We start from the raw sequence: 20,055 nt of genomic DNA on the forward strand, positions 1-20,055 counted from the left end.
AGGTGGCCAAACTCGACGAGCCGTTGCGCAAGGTCCTCGGGGACAAGACCGCCAAGGTTCTGGCGAGCGGCCTCGACCTGCACACGGTCGGGGACCTGCTGCACCACTACCCCCGCCGGTACGCCCACCGCGGCGAGCTGACGCCCCTGAGCAGCCTGGCGGACGGCGAGCACGTCACCGTGATGGCCGAGGTCGTCAAGGTCCAGGGCCGAACGCTCAGCCGCAGCCCCGGCTACGTCCTGGAGATCACCGTCACCGACGGCACCGGCGAGCTCAAGCTGAGCTTCTTCGGCCGCAAGGGCTCGTACAAACCGGAGAAGGACCTCTCCCCGGGCACCCGCGCCCTGTTCGCCGGCAAGATCAGCACCTACCGCCCCCGCAGCGGCCGGGCGGTCCGCCAGCTCGCCCACCCCCAGTACAAGCCGATCCACGCCCGCGAGGACGCCACCGCCGCGCAGGAGTGGGCCGACGAGATCATCCCGATCTACCCGGCCACCAAGGGCCTGGACATCGACGCCATCACCAAGTCCGTCGGCATGGTCCTCGACCAGCTCCAGCTCCCCGATGACCCGATGCCCCGGCTCACCCTCAAGCGCTACGGCATGATCGGCCTCCGCGACGCGTACGAGGGCATCCACCGGCCCAAGGACTGGGAGGAGCTCGGCCGCGCCCGCAAACGCCTCAAGTGGGACGAGGCGTTCGTCCTCCAGATCGCCCTGGCCCAGCGCCGCCTGGCTGCCGCGGCCCTGCCCGCCAAGGCCCGTCCCGCGATCGAGGGCGGTCTCCTGGACGCGTTCGACGCCCGTCTCCCGTTCGACCTCACCGAAGGCCAGCGCGACGTGGGCCGCGAGATCGCCGAAGACCTCTCCCTGGAACACCCCATGCACCGCCTCCTCCAGGGCGACGTGGGCGCCGGCAAGACCGTCGTCGCGTTGCGGGCGATGTTGCAGGTGGTGGACGGGGGCGGGCAGGCGGCGCTGCTGGCGCCGACCGAGGTGCTGGCGCAGCAGCACTTCCGGTCGATCACCGGGATGCTGGGAGACCTGGCGCATGCCGGGCAGCTCGGCGGGGCCGACAACGCGACCAATGTCGCCCTGCTCACCGGGTCGCAGGGGGCCAAGGCGCGCAAGGCGGCGCTGCTGGACGCGGCCTCGGGGGCGGCGGGCATCGTGGTGGGCACCCATGCGCTGCTGCAGGACCAGGTGCGGTTCGCCGACCTGGGGCTTGTGGTCGTGGACGAGCAGCACCGGTTCGGGGTCGAGCAGCGGGACGCGTTGCGGGAGAAGGTGACCGGCGGCCGGCCGCACGTGCTGGTCATGACCGCCACGCCGATTCCCCGGACGGTCGCGATGACGGTGTTCGGCGACCTGGAGACGTCGGTGCTCGGCCAGCTGCCGGCGGGACGTTCGGAGATCAGGACGCACGTGGTGCCGCCGGAGAAGCCCGCGTTCCTGGCGCGCACGTGGGAGCGCATCAAGGAGGAGGCCGCCGCCGGGCGCCAGATCTACATCGTCTGCCCGCGGATCGGCGAGCAGGAGGGTGACGAGGGCGACGCCATCGAGGAGGACGGCGAGCGGCGGTCCCCGCTGGGGATCATGGAGGTGCTGCCCAAGCTGGAGGTCCTGCTGACCGGGCTGCGGCTTGGGGTGCTGCACGGCAAGCTCCACCCGGACGAGAAGGACGCGGTGATGCGCCGGTTCACGGCGGGCGAGCTGGACGTGCTGCTGGCGACGACCGTGATCGAGGTGGGCGTGGACGTGCCCAACGCCACCGTCATGGTGATCATGGACGCGGACCGGTTCGGAGTGTCTCAGCTGCACCAGCTGCGCGGACGGGTCGGCCGCGGGACGCTGCCCGGGTTGTGCCTGCTGGTGACGGACGCCGAGGCCGGGAGCAAGTCGCGGGAACGGCTCGACGCGGTGGCCTCGACGACGGACGGGTTCAAGCTGTCGCGCCTCGACCTGGAGCAGCGGCGCGAAGGCGACGTGCTCGGCGCGACCCAGGCCGGACGTTCGTCCAGCCTGCGCCTGCTGACCCTCCAGCGGGACGAGGAGGTCATCCTGCACGCCCGCGACGAGGCCACCCTGCTGGTCGAGGCCGACCCGGACCTGGAAGACAACCCGGGCCTCGCGGCCGAGCTCGCCTCCCTCCTGGACGAGGAACGAGCAGACTTCCTCGAAAAGGCCTAAGACCCGACCCCCCAAGAAAAACAGCCGGGCGGAGCCCGTCCTTTGTTGGTGGTGGGTGGGGGCTGGAGGACGGTGTGACGTAGGTCATTGCCGGATCGCTTACATACCCCCTGGGGGTTTGCTAGATTCTCGCCTCGTCAGTGAGAGATACCCCCTACTGGTATTGGAGGCGGAACGATGTCCGCGACCAGTCCCCGGCGGTGGTGGGCGCTTCTGGTGCTCGCCACGGCCCAGTTCATGGTGATCATGGACACGTCCATCATCGGCGTCGCGCTCCCCGACATGCAGCGCGACCTCGGCTTCTCGCAGGGTGACCTGCAGTGGGTGTTCAACGCCTACGTGATCGTCTTCGGTGGTCTGCTGCTCCTCGGCGGGCGGCTGTCGGACCTGCTCGGCGCCCGCCGGGTCTTCGCCACCGGCTGGGCCGTGCTCATCGGCGGCTCCGTGGTCGCCGCGGCGGCCCAGGAGGCCTGGGTGGAGATACTCGGGAGGGGTGTCCAGGGCGTCGGCGGCGCCCTCATCACCCCGGCCGCGATGACGCTGCTGATGACCATCTTCGGCGGAAACCCCAAGGAACTCGGCAAGGCCATGGCGCTCTACGGTGCCGCGGCTCCCGCGGGAGGCACGGCGGGCGTCTTCCTCGGCGGCGTGCTGACCGAGTGGCTCAGCTGGCCCTGGGTCTTCGTCATCTACATCCCGATCGGCCTGGCGACGCTCGCCGCGGTTCCGGCAGTGCTGCCGTCGGTGGGCTCCCGGCGCGGTTCGGTCGACCTGCTCGGCGCGGCCGCCGTGACCGCCGGTCTGGCCCTGGCGGTGTTCGCGATCGTTCGGGCGCCGGAGCAGGGCTGGGGTGATTCCTCGACGCTGCTCCAGCTCGGTGGCGCGGCTCTGCTGCTGGCGGTCTTCGTGGGGATCCAGCGGACGCTCCGGCAGCCGCTGATGCCGCTCTCGGTGTGGCGTACGCCCGGCCTGGCGGTCGCCAACCTGGTGTTCCTCCTGCTGGGCGGCGCGTGGATCCCGGCGTGGTACTTCCTCAACCTCTACCTGCAGCAGGTGCTGGGCTTCGGCGCGTTCGCCAGCGGGGCGGCGCTGCTGCCGATGACCGTCACCATCATGGTCCTCATGGTCGGCGTCACCGGCCGGCTGATGGGCCGGTTCGGGATGAAGCCCCTCACGGTGACCGGGCTCGTGGTGCTGGCGCTCGGGCTGGCGGGGCTGACGCTGGTGCGGCCGGACGGCAGCTTCGCGGCGGACGTGCTGGCCGCCTCGCTGGTCGCGGCTCTCGGCATGTCGCTGGCCTACATCCCGACGATGATGCAGGCGATCTCGGGGGTTCCGGCCGAGCAGAGCGGTCTGGCGTCGGGCATCGTCAACACCACCTACCAGGTGGGTTCGGCGCTGGGCCTGGCGGTGGCGACCGCGCTGGCGACCGGGCAGGGCGCCGGTGCGCTGGGGAACGCGGCGAAGCTGACCGACGGTTTCCAGGCGGCCTTCGTCGTCGCGGCCGTGGTCGCGGGAGCGGGCGCGGTGCTCGCCCTGGTCCTCCCGCGCGGCCGTGCGGCGGGTGCCGAGAGCGCGGACGCGCCGGTGGAACGGGCGGCGGAGCTGGCCGCGTGATCCCGTGTAGGCACGGCTGAGGGGACGCGCAGCCCGGCGCGTCCCCTCAGGTTCGCGGCTATTCCTACTTAACAGGTTGACTTTATAGGGAAGTTGGCCGAGCATGATCGGCGTACGTCAAGCCCGGAGGTCACCTCATGACGATCACCACACCCGTCCCCGCCCTCCTCGCCCGGGTCGTCGAGCTGCACCGGATCGTTCACCCGCAGGTGTGCGACCTTGAGCCCTACCTCCGCGACCCCGAGCCCGAGGTACGTGCCGCCGCGCTCAGCGTGCTCATCAGGAACGCGGGCGGCGGCGACGGGCCGCGCGGCTTCGGCGACGCGCTCGCCTGGGCGCTCGCCGACGAGGACGAGCAGACGCGCCGCCTGGCGGCCGAGGCGCTGCGCGACCTGCCCGAGGTCTGCCTCGGCGACGAGGGCGTCCGGGCGCTCCTGCTCGCGTCCGCGCGCGGACGCGACAGGCTCGTTCGCGAGGTCGCCACCGCGCTGCTCGTCGTCCTCACCGAGGGCGCCGGCGAGATGTACGAGCAGGGCCTGCACGACGGCGAGGTCCACGTACGCGTCCAGGCGATCCTCGGGCTCGTCGCGCTGCGCGCGGTCGGCGCGGTCGCCGAGGCCGCCGACGACCCCGCCCGCGAGGTACGGGTCGCGGTGGCCGACGGCCTGGCCCGGCTCGCGGTGCCCGCCGGCCTGCCCGTCCTCGAACATCTGCTGACCGACCACGACCCGGTGGTGCGGATGGCGGCGCTCGACGCGGCCGCCGAGCTCGGCGTGCCCGAGCCGCTGGAGGGCCGCGTCATCACCGCGATCGCGCACTCCGGCTGGCAGGTTCGCAAACGTGCCGTCCTGGCGCTCGGGCGGGCCGCGCCCGAGATCGCCGTCCAGCCGCTGCTCCACGCCCTGCGCGACCGCATCGTGGACGTGCGCCGCGCCGCGGTGCAGGCGCTGGAACAGTGGGCGTCGGACCGGCCCGAGGTCGTCACGGCCCTGACCGAAGCGCTCGCCGACCCTGACCCCGGGGTGCGAACTCAGGTTCGCTGGGCACTCGCCTGAGCCTTCGGTCGTCAAAGAGACGTGGGCGGGATGTTCCGGGGTGGGGGCATCCCGCCCGCCCCTTTCACGCGCCGGACGCCGTGCCGGGCCGTGCTGTGCGCGGCCATACTTGAGCCATGACCAGGGTCATCGCGGGAAGCGCAGGAGGACGGCGGCTGGCGGTCCCGCCGGGCCGGGACACGCGGCCGACCAGCGACCGTGCCCGCGAGGGCCTGTTCTCGACCGTCCAGGCGCTGCTCGGTCCGCTCGACGGGCTGCGCGTGGCCGACCTGTTCGCCGGATCCGGCGCGGTCGGCCTGGAGGCGCTCTCGCGCGGCGCGGCGCACGCCCTGCTGGTCGAGTCGCACCCGCGCGCGATCAAGACCGTCCGGGCGAACGCCGCGGCACTCGGCCTGCCGGGCGCGCGGCCGGTGGCCGACAAGGTGGAACGGCTCGTCCGGCAGCCTCCGGACGAGCCGTACGACCTGGTCTTCGCCGACCCCCCGTACGCGGTGACCGACGCGGCGGTGACCGACCTGCTGACCGACCTGCGCGACAACGGCTGGTACACGCCGGACGCGCTGGTCGTCGTCGAACGCTCGGTGCGCGGCCCTGCGCTCGAATGGCCGGACGGCTACACCGCCGAACGCGACCGCCGCTATGGCGAGGCCGTCTTCTGGTACGGCCGCGCCGACGGCTGAGACCGCCCGCGAAGGGTCCATTCCTTCAAGATCGATAGGCGGGGCGGGGGTCGCTGTGTGAGGCTGGGGTGATCGCTTTTGGAGAGCGCGCGTGACTACGATGGGTCATCGCGCTGCTTCGGGGGGTAGGGCACGGGCATGGACAAGGCGCTGGGACGCACCTGGATCCTGACGCTGCTGATGGCCCTCGCTCTCATGGTGAACGTGACGTACCTCCAGGGCTTCGAATACCAGAAGCTGCGCGACGACCCCCACAACGCGCGCCAGTACGAGACCCGCTCCAAGATCCAGCGAGGCCCGATCGTGGCCGACGGCCGGCGGCTGGCCTGGTCGGAGAAGACCGCTGGCAAGGAGTACCGCCGCCGTTACTGGAACAGCGAGGTCTTCTCGCCGGTCACCGGCTACTTCTCCGTCTTCTCGCAGAGCGCCCTGGAGAACGCCGAGAACCACTTCCTGGACGGCTCCGACCCGCGCCTGGCCACCAGCAACTTCCTGGACAAGCTGCTCGGCAGGAAGACCCCGGGCGGCACGGTGGAGACGACGATCGACGTGGAGGCGCAGCAGGCCGCCTACGCCGCGCTCCAGTCGAGCGGAGCCCGCCGGGGCGCCGCGGTCGCCCTCGACGCCAGGACCGGCGCGATCCTGGTGATGGCCTCCACCCCGTCGTACGACGCCAACGACGTGTCGACGCTGGACGGCGACACGGCGACGAAGCGGTTCGAGAGGCTGAACGACGACCCGCTGAAACCGCTGCTCAACAAGGCGCTGAACGAGGTCTTCCCGCCCGGCTCCACGTTCAAGACGGTGGTCGCCGCAGCCGCGCTCACCGCGGGGGACTCCGACGCCACCCGCGTCAGGGCGGGCCGCAGCTATCGGCCGCCGGGCGCCGGCCAGGCCATCAACAACGACGCGGGCGACATCGGCGGCCAGTGCGACCTGCGTGCCATTCCCCTGATCGACGCGTACGCGCAGTCCTGCAACACCACGTTCGCCTACATGGGCGCGGAGGAGCCGGGCAACACGGCGGTCGGCGACCAGGCGGCGGACTTCGGCTTCGACGACAAGATCGACGTCGCGGAAGGGAAGATGACCGCCGCCGCCAGCTCGTTCCCCAGGACCGACCAGCCGTCGCTGAGCGCGCTCGGCTCGATCGGGCAGGGCAGCACCGTCGCCACCCCGCTGCAGATGGCCATGGTCACCGCCGGCATCGTCAACGACGGCAAGGTCATGCGGCCCTTCCTGGTCGACAGGCTGCGCGCGCCCGACGGCTCGGTCGTCGGCGATACCGACCCGGAGACGCTGACCCGGCCGCTCACCGCGGAACGGGCGGAGCATCTGCGGGACATGATGAAGGCCGTGATCGGCTCCGGCACCGGCAAGAGCCTGCGGGGCTCGTCGGTCGCCGGGGGCAAGACCGGGACCGCCGACGTCGAGGGCAGGTCCTACAACGACCGGTGGTTCATCGGTTACGGCCCCGGCTCCGATCCGCGCTACGCGGTCGCGGTGATGACGGAGGCGGAGGGGTATGGGATCAAGTCCGGGCCGATCGCCGCGGAGATCATCGACGCGCTCGCGGGCTGACCGTCCCCACGTCCGGCGCCGGCGCAAGCCCGGTGCGGGACGACCGAATCCGATTTGGTACGGTCGCGCCGCGGGGCGCCACCTGCAAGAAAGGGCACCTTGCACAGAAAGCCAGACTCCTAGCCTCGGTAGTCTCGCAACGGATGGAGCCACCACGTGCGCCGTGTCGTTTGTCCGGGCTCGTTCGATCCCGTCACCAATGGGCACCTCGACATCATCAGCCGGGCCTCCCGCCTCTTCGACGAGGTGGTCGTCGCCGTCCTGATCAACAAGACCAAGCAGGGGCTCTTCACCATCGACGAGCGCATCGCGATGCTGGGAGAGGTCACCAGGGAGTACGGCAACGTCAAGATCGACAGCTGGCACGGCCTGCTCGTGGACTTCTGCCGGCAGAACGACATCCCCGTGATCGTCAAGGGCCTGCGCGCGGTCAGCGACTACGAGTACGAGCTGCAGATGGCCCAGATGAACCACCGGATGGCGGGCGTGGAGACCATGTTCATGTCCACCAACCCCCTCTACTCCTACCTCTCCTCCAGCCTCATGAAGGAGATCGTGAAGTACGGCGGCGACGTCTCCGGGCTGATCCCCGAGCTCGTCCACGAACGCCTCGTCGAACGCCTCCAGGAGAAGTAAGAGGCGGGCCCGGGTGGGGCTGACCGGGGACGAGTTGGGTCCGGGCGCCCGCGTTCGGTACCCTGGGGAGTCGGCCAGGACCGACGGCCGCGATTCGCCATGCCTCACGAAAGCAGGATTCCGCTGTCTCGCCTCGACCCCAACGCCCCGCTCGTGCTCGACACCCGAGCCCTCAGCAGGCAACCCGGGTCGTCCCGCGAGCAGACCCTGACCGTGCCGGCACCGGAGGATTTCGGCGTCGAGATGGTGGGCGTGCCCGAGGGCGCCGAGCTCGAACTGGATCTGCGGTTCGAGGCGGTGCTGGAGGGCGTGCTCGTCACGGGCACGGCGTGGGTCCCCCTGGAGGGGGAGTGCGCACGCTGCCTTGACCCGATCGCCTCGACCTTCGAGGCGGACTTCCAGGAGCTCTTCGTCTATCCTGACACCCGCTCCGGCGGGAACGCGGGCGACGACGAGCTCCGCCTTGAGGACGATCTGATCGACCTTGAGCCGGTGCTCCGGGACGCGGTGCTGCTCGCACTGCCGCTGTCCCCGCTGTGCCGGGATGACTGTCCCGGGCTCTGCTCGGAGTGCGGGGTGCGGCTGGCGGACGCCGGACCGGACCACCACCATGACGTCGCCGACCCCCGATGGGCGGCGCTGCAAGGCATCACAGACCTACGACAAGGAAAGCAGGAGGGCTGACCAGTGGCCGTCCCGAAGCGGAAGAAGTCGCGCAGCAACACGCGGCACCGGCGTGCGCAGTGGAAGACCGCGGCGCCGACCCTGGTCGAGTGCCCGACCTGCCGTGACCAGAAGCTGCCCCACACCGTGTGCGCGTCGTGCGGCACCTACGACCGGCGGCAGGTCGTCGCGCCGTCGGCTTGATTCGTTGATTCTCGGGGGGCGGGTCCGCGTGCAGGCGCGGCCGCCCCTCGAGGTGCTTTGGACCGACCACTCCGGCGAGTGACGCCGGCGTGGCGACCGGTACCGGGGCCGGCGCCCGAGGCCGTGGTGCACGCCGGGAGTGATCAACCGGCGCGCACCTCGTCTTCGCGGACCCTCCCTCGTGCCGCGCTCCCGCGTCGGCACCGTCGTCACACGCCGTAGCGGCCACCACACCGAGTGGTATGAGCCCTGCGAGGAGGGCCTGTGACCGGCAAGACCCACGACCCCGCGCCACCCCGCGCGGAGCTCACCCGCGCGCTCGGCATCGAGATGACCGACGAGCTGCTCGAACGCGCGCTGACCCACCGTTCCTACGCGTACGAGAACGGCGGCCTGCCCACCAACGAGCGCCTGGAGTTCCTGGGCGACTCGGTGCTCGGCCTGGTGGTCACCGACACGCTGTTCCGCGACCACCCCGACCTGCCCGAGGGCCAGCTCGCCAAGCTGCGGGCCGCGGTGGTCAACATGCGCGCCCTCGCCGGCGTCGCGCGCGGCCTCGGCGTGGGCGCGCACATCCGCCTCGGCCGGGGCGAGGAGGGCACGGGCGGCCGCGACAAGGCCTCGATCCTCGCCGACACGCTGGAGGCGCTGATCGGCGCGGTGTACCTCGACCGCGGGCTGGAGGAGGCCGCCGCCTTGGTGCACCGGCTCTTCGACGCGCTGATCACCCGTTCCGCCGGGCTCGGCGCCGGGCTGGACTGGAAGACCTCGCTGCAGGAGCTGACCGCGGTGGAGGAGCTCGGCGTGCCCGAGTACCACGTCGCCGAGAGCGGCCCCGACCACCAGAAGACCTTCCGCGCCTCGGTGCGGGTGGGCGGCACCACCTACGGCTCGGGCGAGGGACGCAGCAAGAAGGAGGCCGAGCAGCACGCCGCCGAGGCCGCCTGGAACGCCATCCGCGAGCTCGTCGTGGCCCGCGAGGCGGGGGAGGCCGCCAGGGGCGCCGACTCCCGTCCCAACGGGGCAGGCGCGGAGGCCGGGAGCAAGGCGGGCGGCGCGGGCGGCGCGGGCGGCGCGGGCGGCGCGGGCGGCGCCGGCAGTGCGGATGGCGCGGGTGACGCCGATCCCGCTGCTCAGCGCCCGTAATCTTGGTCCTATGGCAAAGACCTCCCGACTGCGCTACCGAATGATCACCGGCCCGGACGACGCCGAGTTCTGCAAGCGCGTGAGCTCGCTCCTCGACGAGGGCTACGAGCTGTACGGCTCGCCCACGATGAGCTTCGACGCCGCCCGCGAACAGACGATCGTCGGGCAGGCCCTCGTGCTCCGGGACGGGGACGGGCGCGCCGATGCCTGAACTGCCCGAGGTCGAGGTCGTCCGCCGGGGCCTGGAGAGCTGGGTGACCGGCCGCACGACCGGCGCGATCGAGGTGCTGCACCCGCGCGCCGTCCGGCGCCACACGGCGGGCGCGGACGACTTCGCGGGCCGCCTGACCGGCCGCACGATCGTCACTCCGCGCCGCCGCGGCAAGTACATGTGGCTGCCGCTGACCGAGGCCGGGCAGCCGGACGACAAGCCCGCGGAGGCGCTGCTGGCGCACCTCGGGATGAGCGGGCAGCTGCTGGTCGGCGAGCCCGGCCGCGAACGCGAGAAACATCTGCGGGTCCGGGTCGCCTTCACCGATGGCGGCCACGACCTGCGCTTCGTCGACCAGCGGACGTTCGGGCACCTGATGATGACCGACCTGGTGCCCGACCCGTTCGCCCCCGGGGGGCAGGTCCCCGAGCCGATCGCGCACATCGCCGCCGACCCGCTGGAGGAGGCGTTCGACGACGAGGCGTTCTTCCGCGCGCTGCGCCGCCGCCACACCGGGATCAAGCGGGCGCTGCTCGACCAGTCGCTGATCAGCGGCGTCGGCAACATCTACGCCGACGAGGCGCTGTGGCGCGCGAAGCTGCACTGGGCCCGGCCCACCGAGACGCTCACCCGCGCCGAGGTCTCCCGCGTTCTCACCGCCGCGCGCGAGGTCATGTCGGCGGCGCTCCACGTGGGTGGCACGTCCTTCGACAGCCTCTACGTCGACGTAAACGGGGACAGCGGCTACTTCGACCGTTCGCTGGACGCCTACGGGCGGCGCGACGAACCGTGTCGGCGGTGCGGCACCGCGATCCGGCGCGACGTGTTCATGAACCGGTCCTCCTATAGCTGCCCCACGTGCCAGCCGCGCCCGCGCCGGGCACGTTACTAGGCGTGCCGCCCGGATTAGATGCCATCAGGATCGACCGCCACCGAGGACCGATATGGACGACGAGAGCGTACGGCTGACCGCCTGGGCCCGCGGGCGGGTCCAGGGTGTCGGCTTCCGCTGGTGGGTGCGGGCCCGTGCGCTGGAGCTCGGCCTGGTCGGCAGCGCCACCAACCTGCGGGACGGCAGGGTCGAGGTGGTGGCCGAAGGATCTCGCGCGTCCTGTGAGCGCCTGCTGGAGCTGCTGCGGGGTCCGGGTACGCCCGGACGGGTCGCGGGCGTCACCGAACGCTGGAGCGAGCCGCGCGGCGGGCTCCCCGGTTTCCAGGAGAGGTGACCGGGTAGGGTTTTCCGGTTTGTACCTGCTAAACTAGTCACGACAGGTTGTTACCGGCCCGTGATGTCCATCTTGACCAGGACACCGGCCGGTGCGACTCTAGACGATACGCGCATCAGCTTCATTTGCTCTTTGTGCGCGATCCCTGCTGGTTACTCAGCGTGGAGGACCCTTAGTCATGGCGAAGGCTCTACTCGGCCACGTCGGCGGTCCCGACCCCCGGATGGTCGCGGAGATGCGGCGTCTTCAGCGGCGCGTACGTGATCTGGAGGCCGAGCTCGTACGGCTTCAGGCAGAGAACGACGCGCTGGCGACGGCGCCCGACGACGACATCGTGTCGCTCGGAGTGAAGGACCGCGAACCGGCGCTGACCTAGTTCGGCGTCTTCCTGGGCTGGAAGGGCGGAGTCCGGTCGCAAGCCTCGGCTTGCTCCCCGCCCCCCAGCCCTTTGTATTGCCCGGACGTGCTCGCCGTCGCACTCCGCGACCCTCGCGATTCCCGATCCGGGGGCTCCGCCTCCCCGCTCCCTCTTACGTGGGGCGAGCGACCCGTCCGTTTCGGCTACCCCGGGCGTTCGCCGCTACGTTCCGTCGGCATTCCGCAGCGACCGCGCCAACGCGATCCGCGACGCGCAGTCCGCGCTTCCCCACGGGCTATCAAACCAGCCGTAAAAAGGGCATATTGCCCGTTTTTCGTGCCTTTAGGTTAGAGATTACTTACCGGCGAGATCGGTGGGCCTTGTGATCGGTTCGATCGTCGCCCTGGCGTGTTCCGGGGGTCCACGGCGCGCAATCGGACGGATCATGGCACATTGGGAGGTGAACGAACGCGCGGATGCCGGGTCGCGGGGGCGCTGACCGGTATCGTTCGACAGGCTCCCAGGCGTACCACCAGGGCGCGACAGGGGGCCGGCCCTCCTGTGCACAAGAGGTGAACGGCCATGGTCCGGGGGCGGCCCCACCCGTGCGCGATCTCCGGAGGAGGACTCAGAGCGCGTGTACCTGAAGAGCCTGACGCTACGCGGCTTCAAGTCCTTCGCGTCCTCGACCACGCTGAAGTTCGAGCCGGGCATCACCTGTGTCGTCGGGCCCAACGGCTCGGGCAAGTCCAACGTGGTCGACGCGCTGTCCTGGGTGATGGGCGAGCAGGGCGCCAAGTCCCTGCGCGGCGGCAAGATGGAGGACGTCATCTTCGCCGGCACCGCGACGCGCCCGCCGCTGGGCCGCGCGGAGGTCGTGCTCACCATCGACAACGCCGACGGCGCCCTGCCGATCGACTACTCCGAGGTGACGATCAGCCGGCTGATGTTCCGGTCGGGGCAGAGCGAGTACGCCATCAACGGCGACTCCTGCCGGCTGCTGGACATCCAGGAGCTGCTGTCGGACTCCGGCATCGGCCGCGAGATGCACGTGATCATCGGGCAGGGCCAGCTCGACCGCGTCCTGCACTCGGGCCCCGAGGGGCGGCGGGCCGTCATCGAAGAGGCGGCGGGCGTGCTCAAGCACCGCAAGCGCAAGGAGAAGGCGCTGCGCAAGCTCGACGCGATGCAGGCCAACCTCACGCGCGTACAGGACCTCACCGGAGAGCTGCGCCGGCAGCTCAAGCCGCTCGGCAGGCAGGCCGAGATCGCCCGGCGGGCCGCCGTCATCCAGGCCGACCTGCGCGACGCGCGGCTGCGGCTGCTCGCCGACGACCTGGTGGCGCTGACGACCAGGCTCGACCAGGAGGCCGCCGACGAGGCGGCCATCCGCGAGCGCCGGGCCGAGACCGAGCGGGCCCTGGCCGGCGCACAGGAACGCGAGGCCGGGCTGGAGGCCGAGGAGGCCGCCGAGGCGCCCAAGCTGGCGCGGGTACAGGACACCTGGTTCCAGTTGTCGGCGTTGAAGGAACGGCTGCGCGGCGTCGCCGACCTGGCCGCCGAGCGGCACCGCAACGCCGCCGAGGCCCGCGAGGAGGAGCGGCGCGGCCGCGACCCCGAGGACATGGAGCGCGAGGCCGTCGCCGTCCGCGAGCAGGAGGACCTGCTCCGCGCCGCGCTTGAGGAGGCCCAGGAGGCGCTCGCCGGGGCGGTGGAGGAACGGTCCGTCGCCGAAGACGCGCTCACGCAGGAGGAACGCCGCCTGCAGACCGCGGCGCGCGCCGCCGCCGACCGCCGCGAGGAGCTGGCCCGGCTGCGCGGCCGGGTCGACGCGCTGCGCAGCAAGGCCCAGGCGGGCGAGTCGGAGATCGGGCGTCTCGCCGAGGCCCGGGCCGAGGCCGAGCAGCGGGCCGGCGCCGCGCAGGCCGAGTTCGAGGCGTACGAGGCGGAGGTCGTCGAGGACCCCGAGCTCGCCGCCGAGCACGAGGTGGCGCAGGAGCGCCTCGCCGTCGCCAAGGAGGCGTCCGAGGCCGCCCGCGCGGGAGTGGAAGGGCCGCGTGCGCAGCTGAAGGAGGCACGCGCGGCCGTCGCCGCCGCCCGTTCCGCCGACCAGGCCGCCCAGAAGCGCGTCGCCGCGCTGCAGGCGCGGATCGAAGCGCTCAACCTGACCCTCGCCAGCGCCGCCGACGGAGGCGAGGCGCTGCTGTCGGCGGGCGCCGACGGCTCGCTGGAGGGCGTGCTCGGCACGGTCGCCTCGCTGCTGACCGTACGGCCGGGCTACGAGACGGCCGTCGCGGCGGCGCTGGGCAACGCCGCCGAGGCCATCGCGGTGGGCTCGGTCGACACCGCCGAAGCCGCGCTGGCGTTGCTGCGCGCCCGGTCCGCCGGGCGCGCGGGCGTGCTGGTGGGCGGCGGCTCCGGCGGCTCGATGTCCCGGGTCGCGGGGGTCGACTACGCGATCGACGCCGTGACCGTTCCCGACGTCGTCCGGCCCGCCCTGGAATACCTGCTGCGCGATGTCGCGGTCGTGGCCGACCTGGCCGCGGCGGGCGAGCTCGTGAGGCGCGAGCCGGGCCTGCGCGCGGTGACGCGCGAAGGCGACCTGTTCGGTGCCCACTGGGCACTGGGCGGCGCGGCCGGTGGCGCGCAGAGCCTCCTGCAGATGCGGGCGACGCTCGACGAGGCCGCGCAAGACCTGGCCGCCGCCGAGACCGGTGCCGAACGCGGCGCCGCTGAGCTGGCCTCGGCCATGGAGGCCGAGCAGACGGCACAGGTCGCGCTCGACGCCGCGCAGGCCGCCGTCAACCAGGCGCAGTCGGGCGTCAACCAGGCACAGTCCGAGCTCGACCGGGTGCGGGGCAGGCTGCGCGAGTTCGAGGCCAGGGCCGCCCAGGAGGCCAAGCACGCGGCCCGGCTGGAGGCCGGAGTGCGCGCCGCGCGCGGCGAGGTCGAACGGCTGACCAAAGCGCTCGACGCCGCGAACGAGTCGCTCGAACGCGACGTCCACGCCGCCGAGGAACTGGCCGTCCGGCTCGCCGAGTCGGAGGAGGCCGCCGAGGTCGCCGAGGAGGCGGGCCACGAGACCGACGCGCGGGACGAGCTCGCCGAACGCTGCCGCAACCTGCGCTCCGCCGAGATGGAGGCCCGGCTGTCGGTGCGTACCGCCGAGGAACGGGTGCAGGCCATCGCCGGGCGCGCGGACGCCCTCGAACGCGGCGCCCGCCGCGAGCGGGAGGAACGCGCCCGCGCGGCACGGCGGCGGGCGCGGCGCGAGCGGCAGGCCAAGATCGCCGAGGCCGTGCTCAGGGGATCGCGGACCGCGCTGGACCGCATCGAGCTCTCGCTGGCGGCGGCGGTCGCCCAGCGCGAGGCGGCCGAGCGGGCACGGGCGGCGCGCGACGCCGAGCTCAAGGTCGTGCGCACGCAGGTGCGCGAGCTGTCCGGCACGCTGGAGCGCCTGGTCAACGTCGTGCACGGCAGCGAGGTCGCGCGGGCCGAGCAGCGGCTGCGGCTGGAGCAGCTCCAGCAGCGCGCGCTGGAGGAGTTCGGGCTTGAGGTCGAGGCCCTGGTGTCGGAGTACGGGCCGAACGTGCCGGTGCCTCCGGGGCCCGAGGCGGCCGAGGACGCGCAGCCCGTTCCCTACAAGCGCGTGGAGCAGGAGAAGCGCGCCAAGGCCGCCGAACGCCAGCTCAACCAGCTGGGCAAGGTCAACCCGCTGGCGCTGGAGGAGTTCGCGGCGCTGGAGGAGCGGCACGCGTTCCTGACCTCGCAGCTGGAGGACCTCAAGAAGACGCGGCGCGACCTGCTGACCGTGGTCAAGGAGGTCGACGACCGGGTGCAGCAGGTGTTCTCCGCCGCCTACGACGACACCGCGCGGGAGTTCGAGCGGATCTTCGCGCGGCTGTTCCCGGGGGGCGAGGGCAGCCTCTCGCTCACCGAGCCGGACGACATGCTCGCGACCGGCGTCGAGGTCTCGGCGCGGCCTCCGGGTAAGAAGGTCAAGCGGCTGTCGCTGCTGTCCGGCGGTGAGCGGTCGCTGGTCGCGATCGCGTTCCTGGTCGCGGTGTTCAAGGCGCGGCCGTCGCCGTTCTACGTGCTCGACGAGGTCGAGGCGGCGCTGGACGACACCAACACCCAGCGGCTGCTGAGGGTGTTCGAGGAGCTGCGCGAGTCGTCCCAGCTGATCATCATCACCCACCAGAAGCGCACGATGGAGGGCGCCGACGCGCTCTACGGCGTCAGCATGCGCGGCGACGGCGTCACCCAGGTCGTGAGCCAGCGGCTGCGGGAGCACGAGGCCGTCTGACCGCGCGAGGTCAGCCGTTGACCGGTGCCAGTGCCGGGCTGAACGTGTAGCCCCGCACCACCGCGCGAGCGCAGGCGGTGTGGACGGCGTGCCGCGTGCTCGGCGCGGTCCGGCTGACGGTGTCGATGCTGACGCACATCCCCTGGGAACGGGTGGCTACGGGCGACAGCCGGAAGACCGGCGCGGTGGCCAGCTGCTCGCCGGGAACGGGTTCGAGGACGAACCGCTGGCGCATCTGGTTCCGGGCGCATGGCCTGACGTGCAGGCGGGCTCCCTCCTCAAGGGAGTCGAGCGTGGTGCACCAGAACGTCGTGGCGCTCATCCGTACCTTGACCAGATAGGTGCGGACGGCGAGCGACTGGAGCCAGATGCGTTCCAGCTTGTTCTCGGCGTCACACCGATGCTGCGACAAGGTCGGTTCTCGCCGGTCGTCCTGGAGGACCGCGACGCAGTCCTGGTGCGGCCGGCCGGTGACGGGCTTGACCGTGTACCAGCCGTCCGGCGGCGGGGACGGCGCGGCGACCGGGCTCGCCGGGGCGGATCCGGAGGGCTCGGACCCCCGGTTCGCCGCGACGACCAGTGACACGGTGATCACGGCGATGGTGAAGATCGCGGGAGCGGCCACCAGGAGCGAGAGCGTGCGTCCGCCCGCTCTGCCGAGGCCCGGCTGACCGGTGGCGCGCCGTCTACCTGGCATCGATGGGTTCTCTGGCGGGCACGGATCAGCCGTCGCTGCTGTTCGTCGGGGCCTTGACCGGGGTGAAGATGTACCCCAGCACGCCGGACTGGCCGCAGTTGGTGTGGACGGTGTGCGCCGTCGCGGGGTGATCGACCTTGACGCCGACGCACATCCCGTTCTCCCGTGTGGACGACGCCTGCAGCCGGTAGATCCGGCGTCCGTGCGCGGTCGCGCCCGTCGCCGTCAGCACGAAGCTCTGCCGCGGGTCGCCGGAGACGCAGGGCCGCAACAGAACGCGCGCGCCGGGCTCGCGCGCGGCGAGCGTCGCGCACCAGATCTTGTCCCACGCGTTGAACGCCTTGATGACGACGGTGTCGGCGGAGCCGGCGGAGCCGCCGGAGCCGAGCGGCTGCAGCCGCACCCGCTGGAGCGGGTCCTCCGGCGCGCAGCGGTCCTGGCCGACGTTCGGCTCGTAGGAATCGTCGGGGAGGATCGACAGGCAGTCGTCCATCTCCGACTGTGCCGTGACCATCGGATTGACCACGTACCAGGCGTCCGCCGGGGGCGGGATCGCCGGCGGGTCGGCGGCCTTGGCCGTCCCGGCCTCGCGGCCCGGATCCCGGTCGCCGGCCGTGTAGATGGCCACCGCGACCACCGCGATCGTGATGAGGGCCGGGGCGGCGACCAGGAGCGAGAGCGGGCGGCCCGCGCCGGGACGCGCGACGGCGCGGCGGCGCCCGCGGCGTACGCCGGCCACGGGCAGGCGCGGTTGCGTGTCGGAGGGGTCGGCGCGCTCGAACGGGTCGGCGCGCTCGAACGGGTGCGCGCCTTGGTGCGCGTCTTCGAGTCGTTTCGCGTGGTCGAGCGGGCTCGGGGCGGCGGGCGGCTCGTTCGCGGCGCCGGCCCCGCTGACGACGCGCTCGTGGGCTCGGAGCCAGGCCTCACGCGTCTCACCCGTGCATCCGCAGGCGGTCACGAACGCCGCGACGAACTCGGGCCGGGGCAGCACCTCGCCGCCGAGCAGACCGCCGAGACCGCCCGGGACCAGGACGCCGACCGAGCGAAGCCGCGACTCCAGTTCGGGAAGCGACAGCCCCGACCGGGCATGGAGCCGTCGCATGTGAGAGAGGAACTCGGCGGGTGTTCCCACCTCGCCGGGTTGTGGAGCCACGGTGCTCGCGGTCACTCTCTTCCCCTAAAGATCAGCGAGTGCCAGTGCTGGCATCGTAGCGATCCTTAAGGCGAATGTAACTATTGTCCCCATTGGGGAAGGTGAGGTTACTTCACGACCTTCCACCGCCCGCCGAAGCGCCGCAAGGTGAAGGTCGGCTGCGGCACCAGGAAGTGCCCGGAGTCGTACCGCAGCCCGAGCGCCGGGAGAACCGCCTCCGCCGGCTTGGTGAGTCTGCCGCCCGTCACCCGTACCTCCCAGAGTGCCTGGCGTTCCCGTGGCCGCAGTTCGTGCGGCCCGTCCCGCATTCCCTTCGTGCAGTTGCCGCGTATCGGACCACCCTTGCTCGTGGCGAACGGCCCGCGCAGGTACACGTACCGGCAGGCCGACACGTCACCGTGCGCGTGCCCGCGCAGCACGGCCTGCAGGGCCGCCCGCGCTCCCTGGATGCCGGGCTGGTCGGGCGAGTTCCGGGGATCGAACAGGGGCGGCCTCGTGAACCGCGGCCGCACCGAGGACGCGGGCGTCTCGGGTGGATCCGACGTGGCGGGTCCGTGGCCGTCGTCTCCCGAGAGGACCGACCACAGGAGCACCCCGCAGAGCAGCACGCCACCGCAGGGGATCAGCAGTCGTCTCACGAACCGCTCGCGGCGGTGAACGTGAAGCCCCGGACCCCCGCCCGGAAGCACGAGGTGTGCACGGCGTGGACGGTACCGGGCCGGACGGGGTCGATGCCCACGCACATCCCGTTCGCGTGCGTGGAGACGGGCAGCATGCGGAAGATCGCCGTGCCGTTCACCGGCGGCGGGCCGGTCGGGTCGAAGGTGAACCGTTGCCGCTCGTCGTCCGGCACGCAGGGCATGAGGCGCAGCCGCGCCCCGTCGCCGGTCCCGTCGAGCGTGACGCAGCGGAGCTTCTCGCCCTCGGCCGCCCGTCCTTTCAGCACATGGCCGCCCTTGCTCAGCGACTGGAGTTCGAAGCGCTCGGTCGGGTCCTCAAGCAGGCAGGCGTGCTGCGACAACGTCGGCCGCAGCGCGTTGTCGTTCATGATCGCCAGGCAGTTGACGTTGGGTTCGCCGGTCACCGGACTGATCATGTAGAGGCCGTCCTCGGGCGGCAGCGCGGCCGCTGTCCGCTCCTGCCTGGACGCCTTGCCGGCCTCCCTGTCCTTGCCGCCGTCCGCGGAGCTCACGAGCGCGAACACGACCGCCGCCACGGTGATCAGCGACACCGTCGCGGCCGGCGCCGAGATCTTGGGGCGCTGCCGCCCCGACGTCACCACCGGGAACTCGCCGCTGGCCCGGTGCCGGCCCGCCCGTGCCGGTGCCGGCTCGGCGGCCTGCGCGGGAGCGTCCACCACCGGCAGTTCACCGGTCGAACGATGCCGCCCTGCCGTCCGGGGTTCCCGTGCGGTGCGGCGTTCGGCGGAGGCCCGCCGCCCGCCGTCCGAACGCCGCGTTCCGGCGAAACGGCCGCGTCGGCGATTGCCGGCGGCCGCGGGCGGAACGTCTTCCTCGCGTTCGGCCTCGCGCTCCTGGCCTTCCTCGTCCTCCGTGTGGGGCGGCGTCGGCAGTTCTTGCAGGGGTAGCGTCCCTTCCCGGTCCGGCTGCCTCCACTGCATGTCCGGCCGAGGCCACTCACGGACGTGATGCGGCTGTATCTGCAACGCCTGCGCCTGCGCCTGCGCCTGCGCCTGCGGTTGCGGTTGCAAGGGCTGCGGGGGCAGTGCGTGGGTTGGATGCGGTGGTTCTTGGATCGGCTGTGGCTGCGCCAACCACGGTGGTGGCGGCGGCTGCGAAGTCTGCACCTGCCACGGAGGCGGCTGCTCAGCGGGCACCTGTTCAGCGGGCACCTGCTCAGCGGGCATGATGAGGGTGTTCGTTCTCCGCCGCGGTGTCACCGACAGCGTGCCGGCAACCTGGACGTCGTCGGGTCCACTGTCCAGGGACGGCGGAACCGAGCGGACGGCCGCCAGACGGGCATGGACCTCCAGCCACCGCGCGCGCACCTCGGGGACACAACCGCAGGCGACGAGGAACTCCGAGAGCAGCTCCTCACCGGGAAGCAGATCGCCGGACAAGAGGGCGGACAGGCCTCCGGGGACGGGCACGCCGCCGGGGTCGCGGAGCCGGGATTCCAGTTCCTCCACGGAGAGGCCGGACCACGACTGGAGCTTGCGCAGTGACGTGAGGAACTCGGCGGGGGTGTGCGCCCCCTCCGGCTGCGGCACCGTTCGCCGAACGCCGTCGGGAACGCCGGTTTTCGCGGGCATCGTAGCGACCTCCGGGTTAAATGTGGCTAGTGTTCGCTGTGCGGCGGTTAGGTGGAATCAC

18 protein-coding genes are annotated in these 20,055 nt (G+C 72.1%); 14 read left to right on the plus strand and 4 right to left on the minus strand.

What is annotated here, in order from left to right; all coding sequences use genetic code 11:
• The first annotated feature begins 2 nt into the window (after positions 1 to 2).
• The 14 genes from recG (at position 3) to smc (ending at position 15,872) form a co-directional block, all read left to right on the plus strand.
• Positions 3 to 2,189: an ATP-dependent DNA helicase RecG gene (gene recG / locus ABD333_RS01275; protein ID WP_344536828.1), complete on the plus strand. Its 2,187-nt coding sequence runs from the start codon at positions 3 to 5 to the stop codon at positions 2,187 to 2,189.
• A gap of 177 nt (positions 2,190 to 2,366) precedes the next feature.
• Positions 2,367 to 3,806 (plus strand): MFS transporter, encoded by a 1,440-nt coding sequence (locus tag ABD333_RS01280; protein WP_344536830.1) that lies wholly within the window; start codon positions 2,367 to 2,369, stop codon positions 3,804 to 3,806.
• Between the two features lie 137 nt (positions 3,807 to 3,943).
• On the plus strand, positions 3,944 to 4,861 hold the full coding sequence (locus tag ABD333_RS01285; RefSeq protein WP_344536832.1) for a HEAT repeat domain-containing protein: 918 nt from the start codon (positions 3,944 to 3,946) through the stop codon (positions 4,859 to 4,861).
• Positions 4,862 to 4,977: 116 nt separating this feature from the next.
• Positions 4,978 to 5,541 carry a 16S rRNA (guanine(966)-N(2))-methyltransferase RsmD gene (rsmD, locus tag ABD333_RS01290; RefSeq protein WP_344536834.1) on the plus strand — a complete coding sequence of 188 codons (564 nt, stop codon included), beginning with the start codon at positions 4,978 to 4,980 and terminating at the stop codon, positions 5,539 to 5,541.
• 138 nt (positions 5,542 to 5,679) lie between these two features.
• A complete protein-coding gene (locus ABD333_RS01295) occupies positions 5,680 to 7,122 on the plus strand; it encodes a penicillin-binding transpeptidase domain-containing protein (protein WP_344536836.1) in 1,443 nt (480 codons plus the stop codon).
• A gap of 156 nt (positions 7,123 to 7,278) precedes the next feature.
• Positions 7,279 to 7,758: a pantetheine-phosphate adenylyltransferase gene (gene coaD, locus ABD333_RS01300; RefSeq protein ID WP_344536838.1), complete on the plus strand. Its 480-nt coding sequence runs from the start codon at positions 7,279 to 7,281 to the stop codon at positions 7,756 to 7,758.
• A gap of 99 nt (positions 7,759 to 7,857) precedes the next feature.
• Positions 7,858 to 8,442 (plus strand): YceD family protein, encoded by a 585-nt coding sequence (locus tag ABD333_RS01305; protein WP_344536840.1) that lies wholly within the window; start codon positions 7,858 to 7,860, stop codon positions 8,440 to 8,442.
• Between the two features lie 3 nt (positions 8,443 to 8,445).
• A complete protein-coding gene (gene rpmF / locus ABD333_RS01310; protein ID WP_344536842.1) occupies positions 8,446 to 8,625 on the plus strand; it encodes a 50S ribosomal protein L32 in 180 nt (59 codons plus the stop codon).
• A gap of 330 nt (positions 8,626 to 8,955) precedes the next feature.
• Positions 8,956 to 9,771, plus strand: coding sequence for a ribonuclease III (rnc, locus tag ABD333_RS01315; RefSeq protein ID WP_425546896.1), 816 nt, complete (start codon positions 8,956 to 8,958; stop codon positions 9,769 to 9,771).
• 10 nt (positions 9,772 to 9,781) lie between these two features.
• Positions 9,782 to 9,982, plus strand: coding sequence for a DUF1737 domain-containing protein (locus ABD333_RS01320; protein ID WP_344536846.1), 201 nt, complete (start codon positions 9,782 to 9,784; stop codon positions 9,980 to 9,982).
• Positions 9,975 to 10,874, plus strand: coding sequence for a bifunctional DNA-formamidopyrimidine glycosylase/DNA-(apurinic or apyrimidinic site) lyase (mutM, locus tag ABD333_RS01325; RefSeq protein ID WP_344536848.1), 900 nt, complete (start codon positions 9,975 to 9,977; stop codon positions 10,872 to 10,874). The genes ABD333_RS01320 and mutM overlap by 8 nt, the downstream gene beginning before the upstream one ends.
• 52 nt (positions 10,875 to 10,926) lie before the next feature.
• Complete coding sequence (locus ABD333_RS01330; protein ID WP_344536850.1) at positions 10,927 to 11,208, plus strand: acylphosphatase; 282 nt, start codon at positions 10,927 to 10,929, stop codon at positions 11,206 to 11,208.
• A 178-nt stretch (positions 11,209 to 11,386) separates the two neighbouring features.
• The gene (locus tag ABD333_RS01335; RefSeq protein WP_151571373.1) at positions 11,387 to 11,584 is read left to right on the plus strand and encodes a hypothetical protein; all 198 of its coding nucleotides are present in this window, start codon (positions 11,387 to 11,389) and stop codon (positions 11,582 to 11,584) included.
• A gap of 619 nt (positions 11,585 to 12,203) precedes the next feature.
• Positions 12,204 to 15,872, plus strand: coding sequence for a chromosome segregation protein SMC (smc, locus tag ABD333_RS01340; RefSeq protein WP_344536854.1), 3,669 nt, complete (start codon positions 12,204 to 12,206; stop codon positions 15,870 to 15,872).
• Positions 15,873 to 15,882: 10 nt separating this feature from the next.
• On the opposite strand, the gene ABD333_RS01345 is transcribed toward smc, so the two are convergent.
• From ABD333_RS01345 to ABD333_RS01360, 4 genes are all read right to left on the minus strand, one after another.
• A complete protein-coding gene (locus tag ABD333_RS01345; RefSeq protein ID WP_344536856.1) occupies positions 15,883 to 16,569 on the minus strand; it encodes a hypothetical protein in 687 nt (228 codons plus the stop codon).
• 25 nt (positions 16,570 to 16,594) lie between these two features.
• Complete coding sequence (locus tag ABD333_RS01350; RefSeq protein ID WP_344536858.1) at positions 16,595 to 17,737, minus strand: hypothetical protein; 1,143 nt, start codon at positions 17,735 to 17,737, stop codon at positions 16,595 to 16,597.
• Positions 17,738 to 17,829: 92 nt separating this feature from the next.
• Positions 17,830 to 18,360: a hypothetical protein gene (locus tag ABD333_RS01355; protein ID WP_344536860.1), complete on the minus strand. Its 531-nt coding sequence runs from the start codon at positions 18,358 to 18,360 to the stop codon at positions 17,830 to 17,832.
• Positions 18,357 to 19,994, minus strand: a complete 1,638-nt coding sequence (locus ABD333_RS01360) for a hypothetical protein (RefSeq protein ID WP_344536862.1) — start codon at positions 19,992 to 19,994, stop codon at positions 18,357 to 18,359. Before ABD333_RS01360 ends, ABD333_RS01355 begins: the two co-directional genes overlap by 4 nt.
• Positions 19,995 to 20,055: the final 61 nt, after the last annotated feature.

This window comes from Actinomadura fulvescens (genome assembly GCF_039533225.1).
GTDB lineage: Bacteria > Actinomycetota > Actinomycetes > Streptosporangiales > Streptosporangiaceae > Spirillospora > Spirillospora fulvescens.